Genomic DNA, 23,983 nt, shown 5'->3' on the forward strand with positions numbered 1-23,983 from the left:
CCGCCCGTCCGGGCCCGGGGCGGGCCGGCGCCCCGGGCAGGGTCAGACCGGCCAGACCTCGCCGCGCCAGGCGGCGTCCCAGAACATCCACTCGTAGCGCGAGGTGGTGGTGAAGTGCTCCACCACCCGGCGGCGTTCGGCGGGGGAGAGCTCCTCACCCAGGCGGTCGGCGAGCGCGAGCACCCGGCGCACCACCGACTGGAAGGCCTCGTCCCCGTAGGTGGCGATCCACTTCGCGTAGAGCGGGTCAGGGGAGCCCTTGGCGAGCAGCTCGTCGCCGACCCGGGCGTAGATCCAGTAGCAGGGCAGCACCGCGCCGAGGGCCTCCGCGAAGGAGCCGCCGTACACGGTGGCCAGCAGGTAGCTGGTGTAGGCCCGGGTGGTCGGCAGCACCGGCTCGGCGGCGGCCTGCTCGGCGCTGTCCCCGAAGGCCGTCATGAACTCGGCATGCATGCCCTGTTCCGCGGCCAGCGCACCGATCGCGTCGTCCGCGAAGGCCCGCACCTCCTCCTCACCGGGCGCCTTGGCGGCGCAGACGGCGAGCGCGCGGGCGTAGTCGCGCAGGTAGTGCGAGTCCTGGACCACGAAGTGGCGGAACGCCTCGCGCGGCAGGGTCCCGTCGGTCAGTCCGCCGATGAAGGGGTGGTCGAGGATCCTCGCGTAGACCGGCTCGATCGCCGCCCAGAGTTCTTCCGTCAGGCTCAGGCTCATGGCGACGACCCTACTCAGTCCCTTGGCGGGGCGGTCCCCCCGCCGGTCAGTCCTCCGGCGGGGAGAACACGACCAGGACCCGCAGCTCCTCGGTGATGTGGTGGAAGCGGTGCGGCGTCCCGGCGGGGACGTAGACCACCGTCCCGCGGGCCACCGTGGTGGTCTCGTCGCCGACGGTCAGCTCGGCCCGGCCGCTGACCACCTGGTAGATCTCGTCCTGGGCGTGCGCGGTCTGCTGGTCGGTGTCGCCGGGGGAGAGCGCGTAGAGGCCGGCGGACATCCGCGGCTCGCGCAGGAACCGCAGGTACGCGCCGTCGTTCGCGGCGCGCTCGGCGTCCAGTTCGTCCAGCCTGAACAGCTTCATCGGTACCACCCTCCGTGTCCGGGACCACCGGGCATTCAACACCAACATGCCCGGTGAGAGCTTCCCCCGCCCCACCCGGCCTGCGACGCTGGCCCCATGAAGGGTTTCGTCATCAAGACACTTATCAACGCGGCCGCCATCTGGGTGGCCGCCTGGATCGTCACGGGCATCACGCTGGTCGGGGACGACTGGCAGCACGTGAGCCTGACCGTGATCGCCGTGGCACTGGTCTTCGGCGTGGTGAACTGGCTGATCAAGCCGGTGGTGAAGCTGCTCTCACTGCCGCTGTTCGTCCTCACCCTGGGGCTGATCACCTTTGTCATCAACGCCCTGATGCTGCTGCTGACCTCCTGGGTCTCCGACAAGCTCGACCTGAACTTCCACGTCGAGGACTTCTGGGCCGCGCTGTTCGGCGCGCTGATCATCAGCCTGGTCTCCTGGGGCCTCAGCCTGGCCCTCGGCGACGACGACTGACCGACGCCCGGCGGGCGCCCGCCCGGTCCCGTACGAGGGGCCCGTACCCGGTTCGTCCACCGGGTGCGGGCCCCTTCGGCCGCCGGGGGAGTGCGGGCGCTCACCCGGCGTTCTCGCATCCTCCGAGGATGTCCGCGAGCTTGGCCTCCAGTTCGCCGCCGGTGAGCTCCTGCCCCATCGCCACCAGCCGGTCGGTGCGGGCCAGGAAGGCGATCAACGGGGGCGCGGAGGCCTTCAACAGGGCGTCACCGCCGGGGGAGTGCAGCACGATGCAGACGTCGGACAGCTCCCCGCCGACCGGGTGGATGTGCACATCCCCCTCGCCGGACGGCCGGCTGATCCCGTCGAGCAGCAGCTCGCGCGCGAAGACCCAGGTCACCGGCTCGTCGCCGGGCAGGTGGAAGGTGAAGCGGACCGCGTACGGGTCGGCGGCGTCGTACTCAAGGTCGACCACGATGCGGAAGGAGAGCTCGTTCGAGACCACGAGGCTCATCACCAGGTGGCCCTGGACTGTGCTGTGCTGCATGGCGCCAGTACCTCTCGTTCTGCCCGGCCGTGCGTGCTGTGGGTCCGCAGGTGGCCGGACAATGCAGTTCGCTGTCATGGGAGGGAGTGCGGCTGTGCGATGTCTGTCGTGCGGCTGATTCGGTGGGTTTGTACCGCCGATCCCTGTTCGATCCTCATCGTCCACGTTTGGGGACGTAGTGGACAAGGTGTGCTTTTTCAAATGGTGAACACGGCGGAACCGGGGCGGCGCAAGGAGCGTCAGAGGACGAACGACGGTGTCATCGCCCCGACGCTCCGCCGGAGTTGCCCGGCGGTGGCGGTCAGCCGGGCGGCCTGTTCGACGGGGAGCGAGACGGCCATCGTGGCCACCACGGCACCGACGGTGATGGGCACCGCCGCGCACACCGTGCCGAGCGCGTACTCCTGGCGCTCCAGAACGGGCATGGTGGGCCGCAGCGAGGAGAGCCGGCGCAGGATGGCGGACTCGTCGGTGAGGGTGGAGGGGGTGAGCCCGGCCGGCGGGTGGCGGGCGAGGTGGTCGCGCCGGGCGTCCTCGGGCAGTTGGCCCAGCAGGCACTGGCCGATCGCATGGGCGTGGGCGGTGGCCCGGAAGTCCGCCCAGGGCTCGACGGCGGGCTGACCGGGCCCGGCGGCGGTGTCCACCACGTGGATCTCGCCGTCCTGGTAGAGCGCGAAGTAGACGGCGGCGCCCAGCTCGTCGCGCAGCTGCTCCATCCGCCCGCGCAGATCGTGGCGTTCGGACTGCCGGTCGTCGGCCCGGCCTATGTCGTCCACCGAATCCCCGTAGAAGAACCTCCCCTCGGCCCGGCGGAGATAGCCCTCGTGGGTCAGGGTGCGCAGCAGGTGGTACGTGGTGCCGAGCGGCAGGCCGGCGGCGCGGGCGAGCTGCTTGGCCGTCGCCCCCTGCAGAAAGCCGCCGACGGCCTCCAGCAGGCGCAGCGCCCGCTGGACCGAGGTGATCAAGGTAGGCTGCCGGTCCTTGCGCGCCGGTGACGCGGGCTTCGGAGACGCGGGCTTCGGCGACACGGCCACCCCTCCCGTCCGGACCGTACGGGACGGCTCTGCGATCTGATCCATGGCCACACCCAGCCCCCAACCCGAGTCATTGCACCAGGAGGACATGCGGAGTGAAGTGCTCCGATTTGCCCGATAGTCGCTCATTGCAGCACAGGGCAGGCGGAGCTGCAATCACTCTCGCACGGTTCACTTGGCAAAATCCTTTGAATGAAAGGTGAAATGCTGTTTTGATCCGATAATTGCAAGAGAATTTCAAGCTTCGACTTCGCTATCCAAGATCCATCAATAGCGCCTCCTGCCCCCGAACGGACGCACCCGGGACGGCCCGCGTTTCGGCCCCGCCGACCTGCGGGAGACTCCCGCACAACGCTCCAGCCCCGGAGGTCGCCATGGGCACCCCGATCCCCCGTCCGCCGCGGCCCGTCGTCAAGCGCACCGCGCGGGCGATCCTGCTGGAGCTGGACCGGGAGGACCCGTACGGCCCGGCCTCGATCGTGCTGATCAAGCGCACCCGGCCCGACTCACCCCACCCGTACTGGATCACGCCGGGCGGCGGCGTCGAACGCGGCGACCCCACGGTGGTCGACGCGCTGCACCGGGAGGTCGACGAGGAGCTCGGCGGCAAGGTCGTCGACGTCGTCCCCGCCTTCGTGGACACCATCAGCCACCCCCTTCCCCACCCGGCGGGCGAGGGGGGCGCCGTCGACGACGGCACCCTGATCGAGCCGCACGGGGTCAAGGTCCAGCACTTCTTCGTCTGCCGGCTCGCCGCGATGGACCTCACCCGGCGGCACGGCCCCGAGGTGGACGACCCGAACGGCGAGTACGAGGTCGTCCGGCTGCCCTTCACCCGGGAGGGCGTGACCTCGGTGAACGTCGTACCGCCCCGGCTGCGGGCGTACCTGGCGGCCAACATCGAGGGCGTCCGCGCGCTGCTGGCCCCCGACCTCGGCTGAGCCCCGCCGAACCGACCCCGTCGAACGAGCGGACGACCGGACCCGCGGGATCAGCCCGCCGCCAGCTCGCCCACCAGGTCGTGCCGGATCCGTTCCTGCGCCACTCCGGCGCGCAGCAGCACGCCGACCGCGCGCCGCACCATCGCGGCGGGCCCGCTGAGGTACGCCTCCCGGCCCTGCCACGGCCCGAACCGGCCCACCACCTCGGGCAGTTCACCGGTGAGCGCACCGCTGCCGGCCGCCCCGGGACCGGACAGCACCGGCCGCACCGAGAGCCACGGGTGGCGCTGGGCGAGCCCGCGCAGCGCCTCCAGCTCGTACAGGCCCTCGGTCTGCCGGGCGCCGTAGAAGACCTCCACCGAGCGGCCGGCCGCGCCGTGCTCCGCGACCTCCTCCACCAGGGCGCGGATCGGCGCGATACCGGTGCCGCCGCCCAGGCAGAGCAGGTCGGCGCCGGCCGCGTGGTCGACGGTCATCGCCCCGGCCGCCGGGCCCAGCCGCAGGACGTCGCCGGCGGCGGCGCGGTGCACCAGCGCGCTGCTCACCCAGCCCGCCTGGACGGCCTTCACGTGGAAGGTCAGCAGGCCGTCCGTACGGGGCGCCGAGGCGAACGAGAAGTGCCGCCAGACCCGCGGCCACCAGGGCGTCTCCAGACTGGTGTACTGCCCGGCCCGGTACGGGTAGGCCTGGTCCGGGCGGACGGTGATCTCCGCGACGTCCCGGGTGCGCAGCCGGTGCGACACCACCTCGGCCTGCCACCAGGGCGGGGAGGTGCGGGCGGCCTCCTCGGCGGCCTCGATCATGATCGAGGAGACCAGCCGGTAGACCCGGCGCCAGGCCAGCTCCGTCCCCGCGTCCCAGCGGCTGCCCGCGTACCGGGCCAGCGCCTGCAGCAGGCACTCCCCCACCGGGGCGTAGTGGCCGGTCAGCGTGCCGTACCGGCGGTGTCCGCGGCCGAGACCGCTCAGGTAGGCGCGCAGGGCGTCCGGGTCGTCCGCGCTGCGGGCGGCCGCCAGCAGGGCGCGGAAGAGGCGGTCGCGCTGGACGTCCATGGCGGCCGGGAACAGCGCCCGGACTTCGGGGTGGTGCAGGAAGATCAGTGCGTAGAAGTGCGCGGTGGCCCGGTCCGCGACCGGCTCGACCACCGCCAGGCTGGCCCGGATCAGCTCGATGTCCCTTGCGGTGGGCGGCTGTTCGGCCGCGGCGCGCAGATCGGGTGCGGGCACGGGCTCGGGCACGGGCTCGGGGCCGGCCGCGGAGTGGGACGCGTCGATGGTCTGGAGCGCCCAGGCCCGGCTCCACTGGTCGCCCGGTCCGGCCCAGTTGAGGCCGGGCGCCCGGGTGATCAGCGGCTCGATCGCGGGCCCGGCGGGGGCCTGCGTCGCGAACGGCGCGCACGGCGCCGGCGGCAGCGCGGGGACGGCCGGCGGCTCGGCCGGCGGAGCGGGGATCACCGGCGGGGCGGACGGCACGGGCGGGAGGTCCGGCGGGTCCAGCGGTACCGGGGGGAGCACCGCCGTGACCTCGGCCGCGACCTCGACCCTGGTGTCCGGCGTGATGTCCGGCAGTCCGGGGACGGCCGAGGCCGCCGCCGAGCCGTGTCCGGTACGGACCAGGAGTGTTCTGCGTGACTTCACCGCAACGTTTCGAGTACCCAAGAGAATCGTTTCGCCTCCGGCCGGCCTGCGCCACCACCTGGCTTGTCCCTGTTGACGTCTCGGTAGCGTGGCACGCCCGAACTGCTCATCCGACAAATCACGCGAAGCCCGGACACCCGCCCCCGGCACGCGCTACTCTCCCTCGATCTGCGGTCGCCTTGCGTGGTGGCTCCACCACGCAAGGCGACCACGCCGGTTCACAGCTGCCGCAGCAGCATCCCCGGTTGCTCGACGCAGTCCGCGACGAACCGCAGGAACCCGCCCGCGGTACCGCCGTCACAGACCCGGTGGTCGAAGGTGAACGACAGCTGGGTCACCTCGCGCACCGCCAACTCCCCCTGGTGGACCCAGGGTTTGGCAACGATCCGACCGACCCCGAGCATCGCCGCCTCCGGGTGGTTGAGGATCGGGGTGGAGCCGTCCACCCCGAACACCCCGTAGTTGTTCAAGGTGAAGGTGCCACCGGTCAGTTCGGCCGGGGTGAGCGAACCCGACCGGGCCGACTCGGTCAACCGGCCCAGCTCGGCGCCCAGTTGCTCGGTGTTCAGCGCCTGGGCGGCTCGCACCACCGGGACGACCAGTCCGCGCTCGCCCTGCGCCGCGAAGCCCAGGTGCACCGCCTGGTGCCGGATGATGCCCGAACCATCCTCCGTCACACTGGAGTTGAGCTCGGGGAAGCGGGCCAGCGCCACCGTGCAGATCCGCGCCAGCAGCGCCAGCACGCTGACCTTCGGACCGGACGCTGCATTCAACTGCCGCCGCAACGCCATCAGTTCGGTGGCGTCGGCGTCCACCCAGCAGGTCGCTGCGGGGATCTCGCGGTGGCTGCGGGTGAGCTTCTCGGCCACCGCCCGGCGCAGCCCGCGCAGCGGGACTACCTCGGCGGCGGCCGAGGCGGAGACGGTCACCGCAGCCGTGGCGGCCGCAGCCGCGCCGACCGGGGCCGGCCGGTCCAGCGCCGCCACCGCCCGGTCCACGTCCGCCCGCAGGATCAGCCCGTCCCGCCCGGTACCGGTCAGCAGCGCCAGGTCGATGCCGTGCTCACGGGCCGTGCGCCGCACCAGCGGCGAGATCACCGGGACCACCGCCGAGGCCTTCACCGCCGCCGGAGCAGCCGCCGGAGCAGCCACCGGAACAGCCACCGCCGCGGGCACCGCCGCAGCCACCGCCACTGCCACCGGCGGCGCCGCCGTCGCGGCACCGACCCGGCGCCGCCGTCCGCCCCGGTCGGGCTCGGCCACGCCGTACCCGACCAGCGGACGCTCGACCCCGGCCGGGAGGCCCTCCCCGTCCACCGGCTCCGACCCGACCGCCGGCGACACCGCGACCGTCACCAGCGGAGCGCCGACCGCGACCTCCTCGCCCGGCTCGCCGTACCGGGCGGTGACCACCCCGCCGTACGGACAGGGCACCTCCACCACGGCCTTGGCGGTCTCCACCTCCACCACCGGCTGGTCGACCGCGATCACCTCGCCGACCTCGACCATCCAGCGCACCACCTCCGCCCCGGTGAGCCCCTCACCGAGGTCGGGCAGGGTGAACTCGCGCACGACGGGCATCATCCTCAGTCCTCCCACTGCAGCCGGGCGACCGCGTCCAGGATCCGGTCCACCCCGGGGAGGTGGTGGTGCTCAAGCATCGGCGGCGGGTACGGGATGTCGAATCCGGTGACCCGCAGCACGGGCGCCGCCAGGTGGTGGAAGCAGCGCTCGGTGACCCGGGCGGCGATCTCCGCGCCGGTGCCGCCGAAGCCGGTCGCCTCGTGCACGACCACCGCCCGGCCCAGCGAGCGCACCACCCGGCAGACCGTCTCGTCGTCGAACGGCACCAGGGTGCGCAGGTCCAGCACCGCGAGGTCCCAGCCCTCGGCCTTCGCCGCCTCGGCCGCCTCCAGGCAGACCGGCAGCGAGGGCCCGTAGGTGATCAGCACCGCCGAGGTCCCGGTGCGCCGCAGCACAGCCCGGCCGATCGGCTCGACCGGCGCGGCCGGGTCGAAGTCGGCCTTGCCCCAGTAGAGCCGCTTGGGCTCCAGGAAGACCACCGGGTCGTCGGAGGCGATCGAGGCGCGCAGCAGCCCGTAGGCGTCGGCGACCGTCGCCGGGGTGACCACGTGCAGGCCAGGGGTGCTGGTGTAGTACGCCTCGGAGGCGTCGCTGTGGTGCTCCACCCCGCCGATGCCGCCGCCGTACGGGATCCGGACGGTGATCGGCAGCGGCAGCCGGCCGGCCGTGCGGTTGCGCATCTTGGCCACGTGCGAGAACAGCTGCTCCAGCGCCGGGTAGGCGAAGGCGTCGAACTGCATCTCCACCACCGGGCGCAGCCCGTACATCGCCATGCCGATCGCGGTGCCGAGGATGCCGGCCTCGGCCAGCGGGGTGTCCATGCAGCGGTCCGGGCCGAACTCGGCGGTCAGCCCGTCGGTGATCCGGAAGACCCCGCCGAGGGCGCCGACGTCCTCGCCGAGCACGTGCACGGTCGGGTCCTCGCGCAGGGTGTCCCGCAGCGCCGAGTTGAGCGCCTGCGCCATGGTCGACGTGCGTACGCCCTCGACGGTGGGCCGCCCGGCGGCTCGGCCGCGGGCGGGGGCGGGCGACGGGTGGGCGGTCTGGTTCATCGGTCGTGCACCTCGGCCTCGGCGGCCAGCTCGGCGGACAGCTGGGCGGCCTGCTCCAGCAGCTGCGGGGTGGGCTCGGCGAAGACGTGGGCGAACAGCGACATCGGGTCCAGCTCGGCGTCGGCGTGGAACTCGGCCCGCATCCGGGCCGCCAGCGCCTCCGCCTCGTCGGCGGCCTCCTGCACCAGGGCGTCGTCCAGCAGCCCGAGCTCGCGCAGATGGCGCTCCATCAGCAGGATCGGGTCGTGCTCGCGCCAGGCCGCGACCTCGGTGTCGTCCCGGTAGCGGGTGGCGTCGTCGGCGTTGGTGTGCGCCTCGACGCGGTAGGTGAGCGCCTCGACCAGGGTCGGGCCGCCGCCCGTCCGGGCCCGCTCGACCGCCTCGGCCAGCACGCTGTGCACGGCGGGCGCGTCGTTGCCGTCCACCAGCCGGCCCGGCATGCCGTAGCCGACCGCCTTGTGGGCGAGCGTCGGCGCGGCGGACTGCGCGGTGAGCGGGACGGAGATCGCGTACCCGTTGTTCTGCACCAGGAAGACGACCGGGGCCCGGAGCACCGCGGCGAAGTTCAGCGCCTCGTGGAAGTCGCCCTCGCTGGTGCCGCCGTCGCCGAGCAGCGCCAGCGCGACCACCGGCGCGCCGTTCAGCCGCGCCGCATGGGCGAGGCCGACGGCGTGCGGGGCCTGGGTGGCGAGCGGGGTGCAGAGCGGGGCGGTGCGGGTGGCGATCGGGTCGTAGCCGGTGTGGGCGTTGCCGCGCAGCAGCGTCAGCGCCTCCAGCGGGTCGACCCCCCGGGAGACCACGGCGAGGGTGTCGCGGTAGCTGGGGAAGAGCCAGTCGCGCTCGCCGAGCGCCAGCGCGGCGGCGACCTGGCAGGCCTCCTGGCCGGTGGAGGCCGGGTAGACGGCCAGCCGGCCCTGCTTGGTCAGGGTGGTGGCCTGCTGGTTGTAGCGGCGGCCGACCACCAGGCGGCGGTACAGCTCGCGCAGCAGCACGGGGTCGTACTTCTCCAGCGCGGGGGTGCCGAGCAGGCGGACGGGAGCGTCGTCCGGGAGCAGCGGGGCCGGTTCGCTGCGCGGGGCGGTCGCCCCGGGCAGCCAGCCGGGCACCGCCGTGTGGTGTCTGTGGTCGAGAACGGTCATCTCGGGCACCTCCAGGGGTGGCGGGGGCTCCCTACCGATTGTTCGGTCGTCTGTTCATCTTGACCAGAAGCGTGACAAGGTGGTGGACAATCGGCCCGGGGGGCGGTCGACTGGTGGCAGTACGTCCAATCAGGGGAGAGTGGGGGTCATGTCGGCTGAACAGATGTCCAGACTCGATCGGGTCGACCGGTCGATCCTGCGGCTGCTGCAGCAGGACGGTCGCGCCTCGATCCGCTCGGTGGCCGAGCGGGTGCACGTGTCCCGGGCCAATGCGTACGCCCGGATATCCAGGATGGTCGAGGACGGCGTGATCCGCGGCTTCACCGCCCGCGTCGACCACGAGAAGGCAGGTCAGGGCACCTCCGCCTACATCACCCTGAAGATCGTGCAGAACTCCTGGCGGACGGTGCGCGAGCAGCTGCTGGCGCTGCCGGGGGTCGCGCACATCGCGCTGGTCGGCGGTGACTTCGACGTCCTGCTGCTGGTGCACACCGCCGACAACCACGCCCTGCGGGAGCTGGTGCTGAACCGCATCCAGTCCATCCCGCAGGTGCTCGGCACCCAGACCATGCTGGTCTTCGAGGAGACCGACCAGGTGCCGCCCGACTGAGGCCCGGCTACCGGGCCCGCAGGCCGTCGAAGGCCAGGTGGACCACCGCGTCGGCGACACCGTCGGCCGCCTTGAGGCCCGGCCGGTACCACTCGACGATCGAGTTGATCATGCCGAAGAGCAGCCGGGTCGCCAGCCGGGGCTCGACGTCCGCCCGCAGCGCGCCGTCCGCGACGGCGGCCCGCAGCAGCTCGGCCACCTGGTGGTCGAAGTCCCGGCGCCGCTCCAGCGCCCACTGCTCGGTGACGGTGTTGCCGCGCACCCGAAGCAGCAGGGTGACGTACGGCAGCTCGTCGAGCAGCACCTCGGCGGTGCGGCGCACCACGTGCTCCAGCCGCTCCACGGCCGGCCCGCCGACCGCCTCCGGCTCGGCCAGGATCGCGAACAGTCCGTCCAGCGCCCGGCCCACGGCGAGCCGCAGCAGCTCCTCCTTGCCGCGCACGTGGTGGTAGATGGACGACTTGGAGATACCGGCCGCCCGCGAGAGGTCCTCCATCGACGTGCCGTCGTAGCCGCGCTCGTTGAACACGTCGACGGTCACCGCGAGCAGCGACTCCACGGTGTAGGCGGTACGCGTGGTGTGATCGGCCATCCTCCGAGTATCCCCGTCCCCGCCGCGCCCGACGCGGCCGGGTCCGGCCGTCCGGCCACCCGGCCGCCGACCTCGGGTCCCCGGCAATGGTCCGCACCAATTCCAGGCGACAGCCCCTAGAATCGGCGGACGATCGTCCACGGCCAGCAGGGTGGGTCCAGACTGATGAGCGCAATACCGGCAGTCGCCTCCGACGTGCCCGAGCAGCGCAACGGCGAGCCCGAGGCGGTACCGGAGGGCGGTTGGCGCGATCGCGCCGCCGCCCTGGTCCTGCGGTTCGGACCGGCCGTGTGGTGCTACGCCGTGCTGAAGCTGATCGGCTTCACGGTGTTCATGAAGCTGCTCTCCTTCTCCGGGGACTACCTCGGCAAGCACCCCCGTTTCGGCGGCGGCGCCCAGCCCTGGGACGTCCTGGCCAGCTGGGACGGCTGGTGGTACCAGCAGGTCGCCGAGTTCGGGTACCACCCCGCGCTGATCGCCGTCCCCAACGGCGTCCCCGGATTCACCATCCAGCAGAACTCCGCCGCCTTCTTCCCGCTGTACCCCGGGCTGATGCGGCTGGTCTCGGACACCACCGGCCTCGGCCTGTACGGCGCGGGGATGCTGGTCTCGGTGGTGGCCTCGCTGCTCGCCGCCGCCGGCATCTACGCGGTGGTGGACAAGCTGGCCGGTCCCCGGGCCGGGGTGATCGCGGCCGGGCTCTGGGCGATCGCCCCGGGCTCGGGCGCCGAGTGGGCGCTCTACTCGGACTCCACCTTCGTCGCCCTGGCCGCCTGGGCCTGCTACTGCACGATGACCAGGCAGTGGGTGGCCGCCGGGGTGATCAGCCTGGTCGCCGGCCTCAACCGGCCGACCTCGGCGGCGCTGATCGGCGCCGTCGGCCTGGCCGCGATCGTCGAGCTGTACCGCCGGGAGAGCGGGATCCTGCGACCGCTGGCCGCGATGCTGCTGGCCCCGCTCGGCCTGCTCGGCTACGTGGGCTGGGTCGGCTGGCAGACCGGCGAGTGGGGCGCCTACTTCAAGCTCCAGCACGACGCCTGGCTGCACTACTTCGACTGGGGCCAGGGCACCTGGCACGCCATCCGCGGGGTGCTTCTGGGCCGGACGGACTACGCGTTCGCGTACCCCGTCCCGGACCTCTTCTCCACCCTGGTGGTGTTCTCGCTGCCGGTGCTGATCATCCTGCTGGTGCGGCTGCGCCCGCCGCTGGTGCTCACCGCCTACACGCTGGCCACCATCGTCTCGGTGCTCGGCAGCGTGGGCATCTTCGGCAACGTCTCGCGCTACCTGCTGCCGGCCTTCCCGCTGCTCATCGCGCTCGCGATCGCCATGCGCAGGCTCAGCTGGCCGGTGCTGGCCGGGGTGCTCGGCAGCGGCGCGATCGCCTCCGGCTGGTTCGGCGGGTACCTCATCTTCGAGCTGGGCATCCCGTAGACCGGCACCCGTTCACTCCCGGGGGCGCGTCCGATGCGGACGCGCCCCCGGCGTTTGCGGCACGAACCCGGCCCCGCCCGCACCCGCCCCACCGGATCCGACCCCGTACGCCCTCTTGAGCCGACCGATCGTTCGGTTACTCTGTGACGTGTCCCGTCCTCCCCTCTGAGGAGCGCACAGATGTCCGCAGCGGTCACCAATCCCCTCATCGCCGAGCTGGTCGAACGCCACCAGGCCACCCTGGACGCCGCGATCGACGCCGCCGCCAAGCGCGACTACTGGTCGCCCTACCCCGAGTTCCCCAAGGCGTACGGCGAGAGCGGCGCGGAGGACGGCAAGGCCGCCTTCGAGGCGCTGCTGAACAAGCCGTTCGCCCTCGACGGCCACCCCGCCGACGGCGACCTGGTCGGCGGCGAGGCCTCGCCGTACGGCGTGGAGCTGGGCATCGGCTACCCGCACGCCGAGCCGGACGCGCTGATCGCCGCCCTGCGCGCCGCCCAGCCCGGCTGGGCCGCGGCCGGCCCGCTGGTCCGCGCCGCCGTCTGCCTGGAGATCCTGGCCCGGATCAACGCCCGCTCGCACGAGTTCGCGCACGCGGTGATGCACACCACCGGCCAGGCGTACGGCATGGCCTTCCAGGCCGGCGGCCCGCACGCCCAGGACCGCGGGCTGGAGGCCGTCGCCTACGCGTACGCCGAGCAGACCCGGCTGCCGCTCAGCGCCGGCTGGACCAAGCCCCAGGGCAAGCGCGACCCGCTGGTGATGACCAAGGAGTTCACCGTCGTCCCGCGCGGCGTCGCGCTGCTGATCGGCTGCAACACCTTCCCCACCTGGAACGGCTACCCCGGGCTGTTCGCCTCGCTGGCCACCGGCAACCCGGTGCTGGTCAAGCCGCACCCGCGCGCCATGCTGCCGCTCGCGCTCACCGTGCGCACCGCCCGCGAGGTGCTCGCCGAGGCCGGCTTCGACCCCGACCTGGTCTGCCTGGCCGCCGAGCACGAGGGCGGCACCGTCGCCCAGGTGCTGGCCGTCCGCCCCGAGGTCAAGCTGATCGACTACACCGGCTCGACCACCTTCGGCGACTGGCTGGAGGAGAACGCCCGCCAGGCCCAGGTCTACACCGAGAAGGCCGGCGTCAACACCGTGGTCGTCGACTCCACCGACGACTACAAGGGCATGCTGGGCAACCTGGCCTTCTCGCTCTCGCTCTACAGCGGCCAGATGTGCACCACCCCGCAGAATCTGCTGATCCCGCGCACCGGCATCGACACCGACCAGGGTGCCAAGTCCTACGACGAGGTGGTGGCCGACCTCGCCGCCGCCATCGAGGGCCTGCTCTCCGACGACGCCCGGGCCGCCGCCATCCTCGGCGCGGTGGTCAACCCCGGCGTGCTGCAGCGCACCGTCGCGGCGGCCGGCGGCGAGTACGGCGAACTCGCCCTCGCCCCGCGGGTGGTGACCTCGCCCGAGTTCCCCGCCGCGGTGCTCCGCACGCCCGCGCTGATCAAGCTGGACGCCGACAAGCCGGACGACCGGGCGGTCTTCCGCAGCGAGTGCTTCGGCCCGGTCTCCTTCGCCGTCGCGGTCGAGTCCACCGCCGCCGCCGTGGAGCTGCTGCGCGCCACGGTCCGGACCCAGGGCGCGATGACGGCCGCCGGCTACACCACCGCACCCGAGGTGGAGGCCGCGCTGGTCGAGGCCGCGCTGGACTCCGGCGTCTCGCTCTCGCTCAACCTCACCGGCGGGGTGTTCGCCAACCAGACCGCCGCCTTCTCCGACCTGCACGGCACCGGGGCCAACCCGGCCGCCAACTCGGCCTACTGCGACGCCGCGTTCGTCGCCAACCGGTTCCGCACCGTCGAGGTCCGCCGGCACGCCTGACCCTGCGTCTCCCGGGCCCCGGCACCGCCTGGTGCCGGGGCCCGGGAGATTCACAGGCCCGCCCGGGCCAGCGATGATGGGAGGCTGGGAGCATGCTGGGAACCGTGCCCAACCCTCGTCCGATCATCGGGAGATGACACATGACCGCGAAGCAGATCGGCCCCGACGTCCTGATCGTCGGCGCCGGACCGACCGGGCTGCTGCTGGCCGGTGACCTGGCCACCGCCGGGGTCCGGGTCACCGTTCTCGAGAAGCGCGGCGCCGAGTCCAACCTCACCAGGGCCTTCGCCGTGCACGCCCGCAGCCTGGAGACCCTGGACGCCCGGGGCCTGGCCGACGACCTGATCGCCACCGGCCGACCGCTCCGCGAGCTGCGGCTCTTCGACCGGCTGCGGGTCGACCTCGGCCGGCTCCCGACCCGCTTCCCGTTCGTCCTGATCACCCCGCAGTACAACGTCGAACGCCTGCTGCACGAGCGCGCGACGAAGGCCGGCGCGACCATCCTGCGCGGCGCCGAGGTCACCGGGCTGCGGCAGGACGCCGAGGGCGTCACCGTCGAGACCCTGGAGGCCGGCGCCGCCGCCACCCACCGCGCCCGCTACGTGGTCGGCACCGACGGCGTCCACTCCACCGTGCGCGACCTGCTCGGCATCCCGTTCCCCGGCGAGTCCGTGGTCAACTCCGTGCTGCTGGCCGACGTCCGGGTCGAGCGCGACCCCGAGGAACTGCTCACCGTCGGCGCCAACGAGGCCGGCTTCGCCTTCCTCGCGCCCTTCGGCGACGGCTGGTACCGGGTGATCGCCTGGGACCGCACCGACCGCGCTCCCGACGGCACCCCGCCCTCGCTCGACCGGATCGCCGCGATCGCCCGGGCCGCCCTCGGCGAGGACTACGGCCTGCACGACGCCCGGTGGACCTCCACCTTCCACAGCGACGAACGCCAGGTCCCCAACTACCGCTCCGGCCGGGTCTTCCTGGCCGGCGACGCCGCGCACTGCCACTCCCCGGCCGGCGGCCAGGGCATGAACACCGGCCTCCAGGACGCCGCCAACCTCTCCTGGAAGCTCGCCGCCGCCGTCCAGGGCTGGGCCACCGACGCCCTGCTCGACACCTACCAGAGCGAGCGGCACCCGGTCGGCAAGGCCGTCCTGCGCAGCTCCGGCGCGCTCATCCGGCTCGCCCTCGCCCAGTCCGCCCCGACCAGGGCGCTGCGCGGCGCGCTCACCACCCTGGCCGAGCACCTCGACGTGGTCGCCGAGCGCGGCGCCCGGCAGGTCTCCGGCATCGGCATCAGGTACGCCGCCCCCAAGGACGCCCACCCGCTGGTCGGCCGACGCGTCCCCGACCTGCGGCTGACCGGTCTGGAGCAGGCCCCCGACGGCGCGCCGGGCGCGCCCGACCGGCTCTACGAGGCGCTGCGCGGCGGGCGGTTCGTGCTGGTGAGCAATGACGAGCTGTCCGCCGCCGACCCGTGGGCGGACCGGGTGACCACCGCCGCCCCGGCCGACCCGCACGGCAAGCTGCGGGACACCGTCCTGCTGATCCGCCCCGACGGCTACGCCGCCTGGGCGGCCGTCGACCCGGGCCGCGGCGAGCTCCGCGCCGCCCTCGCCCACTGGCTCGGCAGCCCCGACAACGGCTGACCCGTCGGCCCTACGGGAGGGTGCGCCCAGGTCCTGTCCCGCCGAGGTTTCCGGCCAGGACCTACCCCCGTGCCTTCCCGTAGTGCCGCGCCGCCTTGGCCCGGTTCCCGCACACCGCCATCGAGCACCACCGCCGGCGCCCGTTCTGCGAGGTGTCGAGGAAATGCAGAATGCACGCCTCGTGTGCACACTTCTTGATCCGGTGCGCGCCCTGCCCCAGCAGCCGCAGGAAATCGTCGACCGCCAGCCAGGCCGCCAGCCACTGCCGACCGTCCACCTCGACGTGGTCCACCGGCCCGCCGGCACCGGCCGTCCGCCGGACCCGCCCGTGCCGCAGCACCGCGTCCAGCCCGGCCAGCGCCGCGCCGCCCGGCTCGCCCCGCTCGTCCAGGTCCAGGACGGCGGCGGCCAGCGCCTCCCGCGCCTCCCGGAGCTCCGGGAGCCCTGACCCGCCCTCACCGCACCGGTCGGCGAGCCCCGCGGAGGAGAGCCAGATCAGGTGGCCCTCCCGGTCGGTCAGCAGGTCGTTCACCGGCGTGCCCGACCACCGGGTGTTCAGCAGGTCGAGCGCGAGCGGCTCGCCGACCAGCGGGCGGGGGTCCCTGGGGTCCGCCGCACTGTCTGCCACACGGTCAGCTGCTCGGTCTGTCATCGTCCTCCCTCGGCCTCGCCCGATTCTATGCCCGGCCCTCGCCTGAATTGGTATGGACCGATTCCGGAATTCCGATCATTCACTGTATGAAACACCCTCCATTCGGTTCTCCACACTTGACTGTTTTTTAGCAACGAATTGCTTGACCATAAGCCAATCGCCGTACCGCCTCTGACATGTTCTAGCCAGCGTTTTCGACCCTGGAACGCCCTAGCCCCTGCCGGTCCCCACACACCGGCCAGAGGAGGACCCCGTGCGCCCCCGCTCCCTCGCCCTCGTCGCGGCCCTTGCCGTCCTGCCGCTCTCCGCCGTCTCGCTCGGCGTGACCACCGCACAGGCCGCCACCCCGAACGCCGCCGCCCCCCGCGTCTCGCTGCCGAACACCGTGACCCCCGCGGTGGCCCGCTCCGAGAAGAAGGGCGACGTCCCCGCCTCCCAGCAGCTCTCGGTGGCCGTCAGCCTGAAGCTGCGCGACACCGCCGAGCTGGACCGCTTCCTCGCCGCGGTCGCCACCCCCGGGACCCCCGAGTACGGCCGCTACCTGACGCCGCAGCAGTTCACCGAGCGCTTCGGCCCGACCAAGGCCGCCGTCGAGCAGGTCAAGTCGTACCTGACCGCCCAGGGCCTGGCCGTCTCGGGCGTCAGCGACAACCGCCAGGTGGTCAACGCGCAGGGCACCGCCGAGCAGATAGCCAAGGCCTTCGGCACCCACGAGAGCGCCTACCTGGACCCGCAGCAGCAGCGCACCTTCTTCGCCAACGACGCGGCCGCCTCCGTCCCGGCCGACCTGGCCGAGGTGGTCCAGGGCGTCTCCGGCCTCAACAACCACACCGTCCGCACCACCCGCAACGTGAAGCCGGGCACCGCCCCGGCCGCCGCCCCGAACGCCGCCCCGAGCGGCTTCGGCCCGACCCAGTACGACGGCGCCTACAACCTCGACCGGACCGGCGCGGACGGCACCGGGGTCACCGTCGCCCTCTGGGAGTTCGACGGCTACAGCTCCGCCAACCTGCGGACCTACGACTCCCAGTACGGCCTGACCGGCCCGGCCGTCAGCACCGTGTCGGTCGACGGCGCCAACTACGACTCCAAGCCCGGCGACGGCCAGGGCGAGGTCGAGCTGGACAGCGAGATCGTCCGCGGTGTCGCCCCCAAGGCCACCCAGCTGGTCTACGAGGCCCCCAACAGCGACCAGGGCGAGATCGACATGGCCGCCAAGATCGTCGCGGACAACAGGGTCTCGGTCATCTCCATCTCCTGGGGCTCCTGCGAGCCGGACACCACCGCCTCCTCCATGACGGCGGTCGACAACTCCTTCAAGCAGGCCGCCGCCCAGGGCATCTCGATCTTCTCGGCCTCCGGCGACGACGGCTCGCGCGACTGCACCCGCTCCACCAGCGGCTCCGGCGTCAAGGCGGTCGACTTCCCGGCGTCCAGCCCGCACCAGACCGGTGTCGGCGGCACCAACCTCAAGGTCTCCGGCAGCGCCTACTCCTCGGAGAGCGCCTGGAGCACCGCCGGCGGCGGCGTCTCCACCGTGTTCGCCAAGCCCGCCTGGCAGACCGGTACCGGCATCACCGGCACCATGCGCACCGTCCCGGACGTCTCCTCCAACGCCGACCCGGCCAGCGGCTTCGCCATCTACACGGCCGGCGGCTGGCAGGTCTACGGCGGCACCAGCGCGGCCGCGCCGCTCTGGTCCGGCTACGCCGCCCAGTTCAACCAGAAGGCCAAGGCCGCCGGACAGCCGGTCCTCGGCGAGGCGAGCCCCAAGCTGTACGCGGTCGCCAACGGCAGCGGCTACGCCGCCGCCTTCCACGACGTCACCACCGGCAAGAACCAGGACTTCTCCACCAAGGCCGGCTACGACCAGGTCACCGGCTGGGGCAGCCCGATCGCCGACGCCCTGAACACCGCGCTGCTCGGCGGCACCACCCCGCCGCCCTCCGGCGGCTGCACCGCGGCCCAGCTGATCGGCAACGCGGGCTTCGAGACCGGCACCGCCGCCCCGTGGACGGCCTCCAGCGGCGTGGTCGACAGCAGCACCGGTGAGGCCGCCCACGCGGGCTCCTGGAAGGCCTGGCTGGACGGCTACGGCAGCAGCCACACCGACACCGTCTCGCAGACCGTCTCCATCCCGGCCGGCTGCAAGGCCACCTTCTCGTTCTGGGTGCACATCGACACCGCCGAGACCGGCTCCACCGCGTACGACAAGCTGACCGTCCAGGCCGGCTCCACCACCCTCACCACCCTGTCCAACGCCAACGCGGCCACCGGCTACGTGCAGAAGTCCTTCGACCTCTCGGCCTTCGCCGGGCAGACGGTGACGATCAAGTTCACCGGCGCCGAGGACTCCTCGCTCAAGACCAGCTTCGTGATCGACGACACCGCGCTCAACGTCTCCTGATCACCCCCTTCACCGGGGCGGGCCGCGACCGGTCCGCCCCGGTGTTCTGTTTCCGCACTGTTTCAAGATCGCTAACCTTGAGGTCCACCACTCGTGACCACTGTCATACGCACGACTGATGACGTAGCCTCTCGACCGTGCATAGGGTTCCCCACAGCTCGGTGAAGCCGCTGACGGCGCGCTCCGGCGCCGGACCGGTCCCGCCGAACTCGCTTGGTGGGGAAGGTATCCGTATGGGCTCACAGCACCCCCAGGACGCGGCACGGCTCAGGCTGATCGGACAGCGCCCCGGCGCCTCCGCTCCCGCTCCCTCCGCTCCTCCCGCTCCTCCCGCTTCTCCCATTCCCCCGACCGTCGGCGCGCCCGCCATCGGCCGCCCGGCGCCCGCCGGGGGCTTCGCCGACACCCTGCACCTGGCCATCGAGGCCAGCGGCCTCAGCCTGGACCGGATCCGGGCCGCCCTGGCCCAGCGCGGGATCAGGGTCAGCGTCACCACCCTCAGCTACTGGCGCCGCGGCCGCAGCCAGCCCGAGCGGGCCAGCTCGCTGCGCGCCGTCCACCTGCTGGAGGAGCTGCTCGGCCTGCCGCACAGCACCCTCTCCGCCCTGCTCGGCCCGCCCCGCCCGCGCGGCCGCTGGGCCGCCGCCGCCACCATCGCCCACCTGCGGCTGGAGGACGTCTGGCCGGGCGAGCAGGAGATCGCGGACGTCTTCGCCGAGCTGGACGCCCCGCCGGCCGGCGAGCTGGAGCGGCTCAGCATCCACGACTCGTACTACGTCGACGCCGAGCGGCGCGGCAACCTGCTGCGGATGCGCCAGGTCGTCCGGGCCACGGTCAGCGGGGTGACCCGCTGCCTGGTGGTGCACAAGGCGGACGAGGAGGCCACCGGCTGCCCCGAGATCACCTCGGTCCGGCACGGCCGGCTCGGCCGGGTCCGCCGCCGCCCGGACGCCGGACTGGTGGTCGGCGAGCTGATGCTGGACCGCCCGCTCGGGCTCGGCGACAGCACGGTCTTCGAGTACGAGGTGGAGATCCCGCCCGGCGGCCCGACCATGGAGTACAGCCGCCGCTTCGCCACCCCGGTGCGCGAGTACGTCCTCCAGGTGCACTTCGACCCGGCGGCCGTGCCCGTCCACTGCGAGCGCTACGACCGCGCTCCCGGCGAGGACATCGACCGCCGCCGCGAACAGCTCTGGATCGGCGCCTCCGCCAGCGCCCACGTCCTCGCGCCCGACCAGCAGCCGGGCCACGTCGGCATCCGCTGGGAGTGGGAGTAGCCGCACCCGCGGCCCGCCCCGCTCCGCCCGCCACCCGCACAGCGCACCCCCTGGGGCCTGTCCGCCCGATCCCGCACACCGCCGGGATCCGCCGGACAGGCCCTAACCCTTTCACGCCCCGATACCGGTTGACGCTCCATCACCTAACCCTTAAAGTCGGGAGTACCGGTTAGGTAGAAACCTCTCCGGACACCTCAGCCACGGGAGTGTCCAGGCATGTCCAGCACCGCAGTCGCCAGCACCCTGCAGACCGGCCACATCGGACTGAACGTCACCGACCTCGACCGCTCCGTCGCCTTCTACCGGAGCGTGCTCGGCCTGGAGGTGGTCAAGGAGGGCACCGAGCCGGAGCGCCGCTTCGCCTTCCTCGGCCGCGAGGGCACCCTGCTGATCACCCTCTGGCAGCAGAGCGAAGGAGCCTTCGCCACCGCGGCCCCCGGCCTGCACCACCTCTCCTTCCAGGTCGACGGCCTGGACGAGGTCCGCGCCGCCGAACGGCTGCTGCGCGAGCTGGGCGCCGAGTTCGCCTACGAGGGCGTCGTCCCGCACGGCGAGGGCGCGGCCTCCGGCGGCATCTTCTTCACCGACCCGGACGGCATCCGGCTGGAGATCTACACCCCGAAGGGCGTCGACGAGACCGGCGCCGAGGCCCCCACCGCCGCCGCCCCGACCTGCGGTTTCTTCTAGGCCCCGCCTTCGACCCCCCGCCTTCGACCCCCCACCTGCGGACCGACACCGGAGGAGCACGCCATGACCAGCACCACCACGCCCTACCACCCGGGCGAGCGGGCCGTGCAGGCCAGGGCCGGCCGGCTGGAGCGGGCCGACCACTCCGGCCGGGCCATCGGCCGGGTCATCCCCGCCGTGGCCGGCCGGTTCCTGGCCGAGCGCCGGACCCTGGTGGTCGGCGCCGCCGACGCCCGGGGGCGGCTCTGGGCCACCCAGCTCACCGGCGAGCCCGGCTTCCTCCAGGCGGCCGACGAGCGCACCCTCACGGTGGCCGCCCGGCCCGCCGACGACGATCCGCTGGCCGCCACCCTGGCCGGCCCCGCCGAGGTGGGCACCATCGCGCTGGACCCGGCCGGCCGGCGCCGGATGCGGCTCAACGGCCGCTCCGCCCCGGACGGCCGGGGCGGCCTGGTGATCGCCGCCGACGAGGTGTACGCCAACTGCCCCAAGTACATCCAGCGCCGCAGCCCGCTGGGCCGGCCCGGCGCCGGAACCCCGCGCGCCGTGGCCACCGGCCCGACGCTGTCCACCGCCCAGCGGCTCGCGGCGGCCACCGCCGACACCTTCTTCATCGCCACCGTCGGACCGGACGGCAGCGTGGACGCCTCCCACCGGGGCGGCGCTCCGGGCTTCCTGCGGGCCGACCGGCCCGACCGGCTGCGCTGGCCCGAGTACACCGGCAACAGCATGTTCATGACGCTGGGCAACCTGGAGCTGGACCCGCGCGCCGGACTGCTGCTGCCGGACTGGGAGACCGGCGGGGCGCTGCTGGTCACCGGCGAGGCCAGGACCGACTGGTCCGAACCGGCCCGGGCCGGCCTGCCCGGCGCCGAGCGGGTGGTCGAGCTCACCGTCACCGCCGTGGTCGAGCTCGCCGATGCCACCCCGCTGACCTGGACGGAGCCGGAGTTCTCCCCGGCCAATCCGCCCGCCGCGGTCTGACCCGCCGCCAGGTCCACCGCACCGGCACTACCGCCTCCCCGGAGCCCCCGCCAGGCCCGGGCCGCCGAACGGCCGTCACCCGCCCGGCGCAACCCACCGCGCCGCACCCCCGTCCGGTTTGGGACTTTGGTCCCGATAACACGCGGTATCGGGCTGGGAAGGTCAGTCCTGTCGCGCCATCAGGGCCTGACCAGGAAAGAGGCGGAAATGACCCCTACCCACCAGCCGACCGCGCTGCTGGAGTTCGACGAGGTCGAACCGGACGAGGACTGCATATGCGGGGGCTGCAGTGCCCGCCGCCGGGCCCGGCTGCACGCCGCGCCGGTCCACGAGGGCGGGCACGCCGCGGCCCGGAGCGTCCGCCGCCGGGCCGCCGTGCTGATGGCCGCGGTGGGCACCGTCCTCGGCGGCGGCGCGGCCGGGGCCTCCGGGGCCGCCGCCGCCCCGGCCCCGACCCCGGGCGGCAGCAGCGCCACCCAGCCCCCGAAGACCCCGCAGGGCGAGGTCAGCGGCCTCTACGGCGACCGGGCCCGCGGCTTCGCCGCCCCCCGGGCCGCCACGCCACCGGTCACCCGGGCCCAGATCATCGAGCGGGCCCAGCGCTGGGTCGACCAGAAGGTCCCGTACGGCATGGGCCGCTACTGGTCGGACGGCTACCGCCAGGACTGCTCCGGCTTCGTCTCGATGGCCTGGGGCCTGGGCAGCAGCCAGACCACCTGGACGCTGCCGGACGTCGCCGAGCGGATCACCAGGGCCGAGCTCCAGCCGGGGGACGTGCTGATCTACAACAACCCCGGAAACCCGCAGGCCGGCTCGCACGTCACCATCTTCGGCGGCTGGACGGATGCCGCCCACACCCGCTACCTCGCCTACGAGCAGACCGCCCCGAGCACCACCAGACGGGACACCCCGTACGCCTACTGGAACAACTCCGCCTCGTACGTCCCGTACCGCTACAAGGCGCTCTCCGGCGGCGGCACCAGCAGCGACGGCTCCACCGCGACCGCCTTCCCCGGCGCGGACAAGTTCGGTCCCGGCGCCGACAACGCCCACGTCACCGAACTCGGCCGGATGCTGGTCCAGCGCGGCGGCGGGCGGTTCTACAGCCAGGGCCCCGGCCCGCGCTGGGGCGAGGCCGACCGCAAGGCCACCGAGGCCTTCCAGCTCGCCCAGGGCTGGCGCGGCGCCGAGGCCGACGGCATCCCCGGCAAGGACACCTGGGACTACCTGGTCCACAACAAGGGCCGCAACATCGCCGCCGCCTCCCCGCCGCCCCCGCCTCCGGTCGACCCGGGTGGCGGGGTGCCCGCCTTCCCCGGCCGGGACCGGTTCGGGCCCGGCGCGAGCAACGACGACGTCCGCCGGCTCGGCGAGCAGCTGGTCCGCAAGGGCTTCGGCCGCTCCTACACCCAGGGCCCCGGCCCGCGCTGGACGGAGAGCGACCGGCGCGCCGTCCAGGCCTTCCAGGAGGCCCAGGGCTGGCGCGGCGCCGAGGCCGACGGCCACCCCGGCCCGGACACCTGGCGACGCCTCTTCGGCTAGGCCTTGGAGGCCCCAGGAGGGCCCCGTCCGACTCAGCGCCCGCCCGGCAGGGGAGCACCGGGCGGGCGCCGGGACATCCAGTGGAACAGCCCCATCGCCACACTGGTCGCCAGGTTGAAGCTGGACACCCCGGGCTGCATCGGCACCGCCAGCAGCCGGTCGGCCCGGCCCTTCAGCTCCGCCGACACCCCGTGCCGCTCGGTGCCGAAGGCCAGCAGCGCGTCGTCCGGCACGGTGACCGTCCGGATGTCCTCGCCCTCCGGGTCCAGCACGAACAGCGGCCCGGCCGGCAGCTCCGACGGCTCCAGCCGCTCCACCGCGGTGGCGAAGTGCAGGCCCGCACTGCCCCGGAGCACGGCGGGGTGCCAGGGGTCGAGGTCCCCGGTGGTCACCACCCCGGCGGCGCCGAAGCCGGCCGCCAGCCGGATCACCGCACCGACGTTGCCCAGGTTGCGCGGGTTCTCCAGCAGCACGACGGGGGCCTGCCGCGCAGCCCCGGCAAGCGCCGCCCGGTTGGCCCCGGCGGTCGGCCGGGTGGCCAGCGCGGCCACCCCGGTCGGGTGCAGCCTGGGCACCAGCGCCTTCAACGCCGCCTCGGGCAGCTCGGCCGCCAGGCCGTCCAGCGCCGGTCCCACGTCCGCGGCCAGCTCCTGCGCGAGCGCCCGCAGCGCGGCCCGGTCGGTGGTCAGCACCTGCCGGACGTCCCCGCCGAAGCGCAGTGCGTGCTTCAGCGCGTGGAACCCGTCCAGCAGCACCGTCCCGGGCTCCTGGGCACCCGTGCGCCAGGCCCGCACCAGCTGATCGTCACTCATG

22 protein-coding genes are annotated in these 23,983 nt (G+C 73.4%); 11 read left to right on the top strand and 11 right to left on the bottom strand.

Annotation, left to right across the window (positions count from 1 at the left end; genetic code table 11):
• Positions 1 to 42: 42 nt before the first annotated feature.
• Both tenA and ACGFZP_RS09050 read right to left on the bottom strand, forming a co-directional pair.
• Positions 43 to 711, bottom strand: coding sequence for a thiaminase II (gene tenA / locus ACGFZP_RS09045; RefSeq protein ID WP_392930177.1), 669 nt, complete (start codon positions 709 to 711; stop codon positions 43 to 45).
• 46 nt (positions 712 to 757) lie between these two features.
• On the bottom strand, positions 758 to 1,075 hold the full coding sequence (locus ACGFZP_RS09050) for a cupin domain-containing protein (protein WP_392930179.1): 318 nt from the start codon (positions 1,073 to 1,075) through the stop codon (positions 758 to 760).
• Positions 1,076 to 1,171: 96 nt separating this feature from the next.
• Between ACGFZP_RS09050 and ACGFZP_RS09055 the strand changes: the two genes are divergently transcribed.
• The gene (locus ACGFZP_RS09055) at positions 1,172 to 1,549 is read left to right on the top strand and encodes a phage holin family protein (protein WP_392930182.1); all 378 of its coding nucleotides are present in this window, start codon (positions 1,172 to 1,174) and stop codon (positions 1,547 to 1,549) included.
• 100 nt (positions 1,550 to 1,649) lie between these two features.
• On the opposite strand, the gene ACGFZP_RS09060 is transcribed toward ACGFZP_RS09055, so the two are convergent.
• Both ACGFZP_RS09060 and ACGFZP_RS09065 read right to left on the bottom strand, forming a co-directional pair.
• Complete coding sequence (locus ACGFZP_RS09060) at positions 1,650 to 2,075, bottom strand: SsgA family sporulation/cell division regulator (RefSeq protein WP_392930184.1); 426 nt, start codon at positions 2,073 to 2,075, stop codon at positions 1,650 to 1,652.
• A gap of 239 nt (positions 2,076 to 2,314) precedes the next feature.
• Complete coding sequence (locus ACGFZP_RS09065; protein WP_392930186.1) at positions 2,315 to 3,040, bottom strand: IclR family transcriptional regulator; 726 nt, start codon at positions 3,038 to 3,040, stop codon at positions 2,315 to 2,317.
• Positions 3,041 to 3,483: 443 nt separating this feature from the next.
• On the opposite strand from ACGFZP_RS09065, the gene ACGFZP_RS09070 reads away from it, so the two are divergent.
• On the top strand, positions 3,484 to 4,050 hold the full coding sequence (locus ACGFZP_RS09070) for an NUDIX domain-containing protein (RefSeq protein WP_392930187.1): 567 nt from the start codon (positions 3,484 to 3,486) through the stop codon (positions 4,048 to 4,050).
• A gap of 50 nt (positions 4,051 to 4,100) precedes the next feature.
• Here the strand turns inward: ACGFZP_RS09070 and ACGFZP_RS09075 are convergent, their stop codons facing one another.
• From ACGFZP_RS09075 to ACGFZP_RS09090, 4 genes are all read right to left on the bottom strand, one after another.
• Positions 4,101 to 5,687 carry a globin domain-containing protein gene (locus ACGFZP_RS09075; protein ID WP_392930190.1) on the bottom strand — a complete coding sequence of 529 codons (1,587 nt, stop codon included), beginning with the start codon at positions 5,685 to 5,687 and terminating at the stop codon, positions 4,101 to 4,103.
• Between the two features lie 218 nt (positions 5,688 to 5,905).
• The gene (locus ACGFZP_RS09080) at positions 5,906 to 7,267 is read right to left on the bottom strand and encodes a dihydrolipoamide acetyltransferase family protein (RefSeq protein ID WP_392931007.1); all 1,362 of its coding nucleotides are present in this window, start codon (positions 7,265 to 7,267) and stop codon (positions 5,906 to 5,908) included.
• Between the two features lie 5 nt (positions 7,268 to 7,272).
• Complete coding sequence (locus ACGFZP_RS09085) at positions 7,273 to 8,235, bottom strand: alpha-ketoacid dehydrogenase subunit beta (protein ID WP_392931009.1); 963 nt, start codon at positions 8,233 to 8,235, stop codon at positions 7,273 to 7,275.
• An 83-nt stretch (positions 8,236 to 8,318) separates the two neighbouring features.
• Entirely contained in the window at positions 8,319 to 9,461 is a 1,143-nt protein-coding gene (locus ACGFZP_RS09090) for a thiamine pyrophosphate-dependent dehydrogenase E1 component subunit alpha (RefSeq protein WP_392930192.1), read from the bottom strand.
• A gap of 163 nt (positions 9,462 to 9,624) precedes the next feature.
• Between ACGFZP_RS09090 and ACGFZP_RS09095 the strand changes: the two genes are divergently transcribed.
• Positions 9,625 to 10,071 carry an Lrp/AsnC family transcriptional regulator gene (locus ACGFZP_RS09095; RefSeq protein ID WP_387941220.1) on the top strand — a complete coding sequence of 149 codons (447 nt, stop codon included), beginning with the start codon at positions 9,625 to 9,627 and terminating at the stop codon, positions 10,069 to 10,071.
• 7 nt (positions 10,072 to 10,078) lie between these two features.
• Here the strand turns inward: ACGFZP_RS09095 and ACGFZP_RS09100 are convergent, their stop codons facing one another.
• Positions 10,079 to 10,663, bottom strand: coding sequence for a TetR/AcrR family transcriptional regulator (locus ACGFZP_RS09100; RefSeq protein ID WP_392930195.1), 585 nt, complete (start codon positions 10,661 to 10,663; stop codon positions 10,079 to 10,081).
• Positions 10,664 to 10,828: 165 nt separating this feature from the next.
• On the opposite strand from ACGFZP_RS09100, the gene ACGFZP_RS09105 reads away from it, so the two are divergent.
• The 3 genes from ACGFZP_RS09105 (at position 10,829) to ACGFZP_RS09115 (ending at position 15,621) form a co-directional block, all read left to right on the top strand.
• A complete protein-coding gene (locus ACGFZP_RS09105; protein ID WP_392930197.1) occupies positions 10,829 to 12,097 on the top strand; it encodes a glycosyltransferase family 39 protein in 1,269 nt (422 codons plus the stop codon).
• 180 nt (positions 12,098 to 12,277) lie between these two features.
• Positions 12,278 to 13,978 carry a phenylacetic acid degradation protein PaaN gene (paaN, locus tag ACGFZP_RS09110; protein ID WP_392930199.1) on the top strand — a complete coding sequence of 567 codons (1,701 nt, stop codon included), beginning with the start codon at positions 12,278 to 12,280 and terminating at the stop codon, positions 13,976 to 13,978.
• A gap of 140 nt (positions 13,979 to 14,118) precedes the next feature.
• Positions 14,119 to 15,621, top strand: a complete 1,503-nt coding sequence (locus ACGFZP_RS09115) for an FAD-dependent monooxygenase (RefSeq protein WP_392930201.1) — start codon at positions 14,119 to 14,121, stop codon at positions 15,619 to 15,621.
• Positions 15,622 to 15,682: 61 nt separating this feature from the next.
• Here ACGFZP_RS09115 and ACGFZP_RS09120 read toward each other — a convergent pair whose 3' ends face one another.
• Positions 15,683 to 16,273 (bottom strand): CGNR zinc finger domain-containing protein, encoded by a 591-nt coding sequence (locus ACGFZP_RS09120; RefSeq protein WP_392930203.1) that lies wholly within the window; start codon positions 16,271 to 16,273, stop codon positions 15,683 to 15,685.
• Positions 16,274 to 16,526: 253 nt separating this feature from the next.
• On the opposite strand from ACGFZP_RS09120, the gene ACGFZP_RS09125 reads away from it, so the two are divergent.
• From ACGFZP_RS09125 to ACGFZP_RS09145, 5 genes are all read left to right on the top strand, one after another.
• Complete coding sequence (locus tag ACGFZP_RS09125) at positions 16,527 to 18,680, top strand: protease pro-enzyme activation domain-containing protein (protein ID WP_392930205.1); 2,154 nt, start codon at positions 16,527 to 16,529, stop codon at positions 18,678 to 18,680.
• Between the two features lie 233 nt (positions 18,681 to 18,913).
• On the top strand, positions 18,914 to 19,957 hold the full coding sequence (locus ACGFZP_RS09130; RefSeq protein WP_392930207.1) for an XRE family transcriptional regulator: 1,044 nt from the start codon (positions 18,914 to 18,916) through the stop codon (positions 19,955 to 19,957).
• Positions 19,958 to 20,173: 216 nt separating this feature from the next.
• On the top strand, positions 20,174 to 20,644 hold the full coding sequence (locus tag ACGFZP_RS09135; RefSeq protein ID WP_392930209.1) for a VOC family protein: 471 nt from the start codon (positions 20,174 to 20,176) through the stop codon (positions 20,642 to 20,644).
• A gap of 63 nt (positions 20,645 to 20,707) precedes the next feature.
• Positions 20,708 to 21,628 (top strand): pyridoxamine 5'-phosphate oxidase family protein, encoded by a 921-nt coding sequence (locus ACGFZP_RS09140; RefSeq protein ID WP_392930210.1) that lies wholly within the window; start codon positions 20,708 to 20,710, stop codon positions 21,626 to 21,628.
• A 207-nt stretch (positions 21,629 to 21,835) separates the two neighbouring features.
• Positions 21,836 to 23,170: a peptidoglycan-binding protein gene (locus tag ACGFZP_RS09145; protein WP_392930212.1), complete on the top strand. Its 1,335-nt coding sequence runs from the start codon at positions 21,836 to 21,838 to the stop codon at positions 23,168 to 23,170.
• Positions 23,171 to 23,202: 32 nt separating this feature from the next.
• Here ACGFZP_RS09145 and ACGFZP_RS09150 read toward each other — a convergent pair whose 3' ends face one another.
• The gene (locus ACGFZP_RS09150) at positions 23,203 to 23,982 is read right to left on the bottom strand and encodes a TrmH family RNA methyltransferase (RefSeq protein WP_392930215.1); all 780 of its coding nucleotides are present in this window, start codon (positions 23,980 to 23,982) and stop codon (positions 23,203 to 23,205) included.
• Between the last annotated feature and the right edge of the window lies 1 nt (position 23,983).

The organism is Kitasatospora sp. NPDC048239 (assembly GCF_043202015.1).
Lineage (GTDB): Bacteria > Actinomycetota > Actinomycetes > Streptomycetales > Streptomycetaceae > Kitasatospora.

Bases quoted from the DNA above. Each gene is read 5' to 3' on its own strand.
- tenA (WP_392930177.1), bottom strand. From the start codon at position 711: ATGAGCCTGAGCCTGACGGAAGAACTCTGGGCGGCGATCGAGCCGGTC.
- ACGFZP_RS09050 (WP_392930179.1), bottom strand. From the start codon at position 1,075: ATGAAGCTGTTCAGGCTGGACGAACTGGACGCCGAGCGCGCCGCGAAC.
- ACGFZP_RS09055 (WP_392930182.1), top strand. From the start codon at position 1,172: ATGAAGGGTTTCGTCATCAAGACACTTATCAACGCGGCCGCCATCTGG.
- ACGFZP_RS09060 (WP_392930184.1), bottom strand. From the start codon at position 2,075: ATGCAGCACAGCACAGTCCAGGGCCACCTGGTGATGAGCCTCGTGGTC.
- ACGFZP_RS09070 (WP_392930187.1), top strand. From the start codon at position 3,484: ATGGGCACCCCGATCCCCCGTCCGCCGCGGCCCGTCGTCAAGCGCACC.
- ACGFZP_RS09080 (WP_392931007.1), bottom strand. From the start codon at position 7,267: ATGCCCGTCGTGCGCGAGTTCACCCTGCCCGACCTCGGTGAGGGGCTC.
- ACGFZP_RS09085 (WP_392931009.1), bottom strand. From the start codon at position 8,235: ATGGCGCAGGCGCTCAACTCGGCGCTGCGGGACACCCTGCGCGAGGAC.
- ACGFZP_RS09090 (WP_392930192.1), bottom strand. From the start codon at position 9,461: ATGACCGTTCTCGACCACAGACACCACACGGCGGTGCCCGGCTGGCTG.
- ACGFZP_RS09095 (WP_387941220.1), top strand. From the start codon at position 9,625: ATGTCCAGACTCGATCGGGTCGACCGGTCGATCCTGCGGCTGCTGCAG.
- ACGFZP_RS09100 (WP_392930195.1), bottom strand. From the start codon at position 10,663: ATGGCCGATCACACCACGCGTACCGCCTACACCGTGGAGTCGCTGCTC.
- ACGFZP_RS09105 (WP_392930197.1), top strand. From the start codon at position 10,829: ATGAGCGCAATACCGGCAGTCGCCTCCGACGTGCCCGAGCAGCGCAAC.
- paaN (WP_392930199.1), top strand. From the start codon at position 12,278: ATGTCCGCAGCGGTCACCAATCCCCTCATCGCCGAGCTGGTCGAACGC.
- ACGFZP_RS09115 (WP_392930201.1), top strand. From the start codon at position 14,119: ATGACCGCGAAGCAGATCGGCCCCGACGTCCTGATCGTCGGCGCCGGA.
- ACGFZP_RS09120 (WP_392930203.1), bottom strand. From the start codon at position 16,273: ATGACAGACCGAGCAGCTGACCGTGTGGCAGACAGTGCGGCGGACCCC.
- ACGFZP_RS09130 (WP_392930207.1), top strand. From the start codon at position 18,914: ATGGGCTCACAGCACCCCCAGGACGCGGCACGGCTCAGGCTGATCGGA.
- ACGFZP_RS09135 (WP_392930209.1), top strand. From the start codon at position 20,174: ATGTCCAGCACCGCAGTCGCCAGCACCCTGCAGACCGGCCACATCGGA.
- ACGFZP_RS09140 (WP_392930210.1), top strand. From the start codon at position 20,708: ATGACCAGCACCACCACGCCCTACCACCCGGGCGAGCGGGCCGTGCAG.
- ACGFZP_RS09145 (WP_392930212.1), top strand. From the start codon at position 21,836: ATGACCCCTACCCACCAGCCGACCGCGCTGCTGGAGTTCGACGAGGTC.
- ACGFZP_RS09150 (WP_392930215.1), bottom strand. From the start codon at position 23,982: ATGAGTGACGATCAGCTGGTGCGGGCCTGGCGCACGGGTGCCCAGGAG.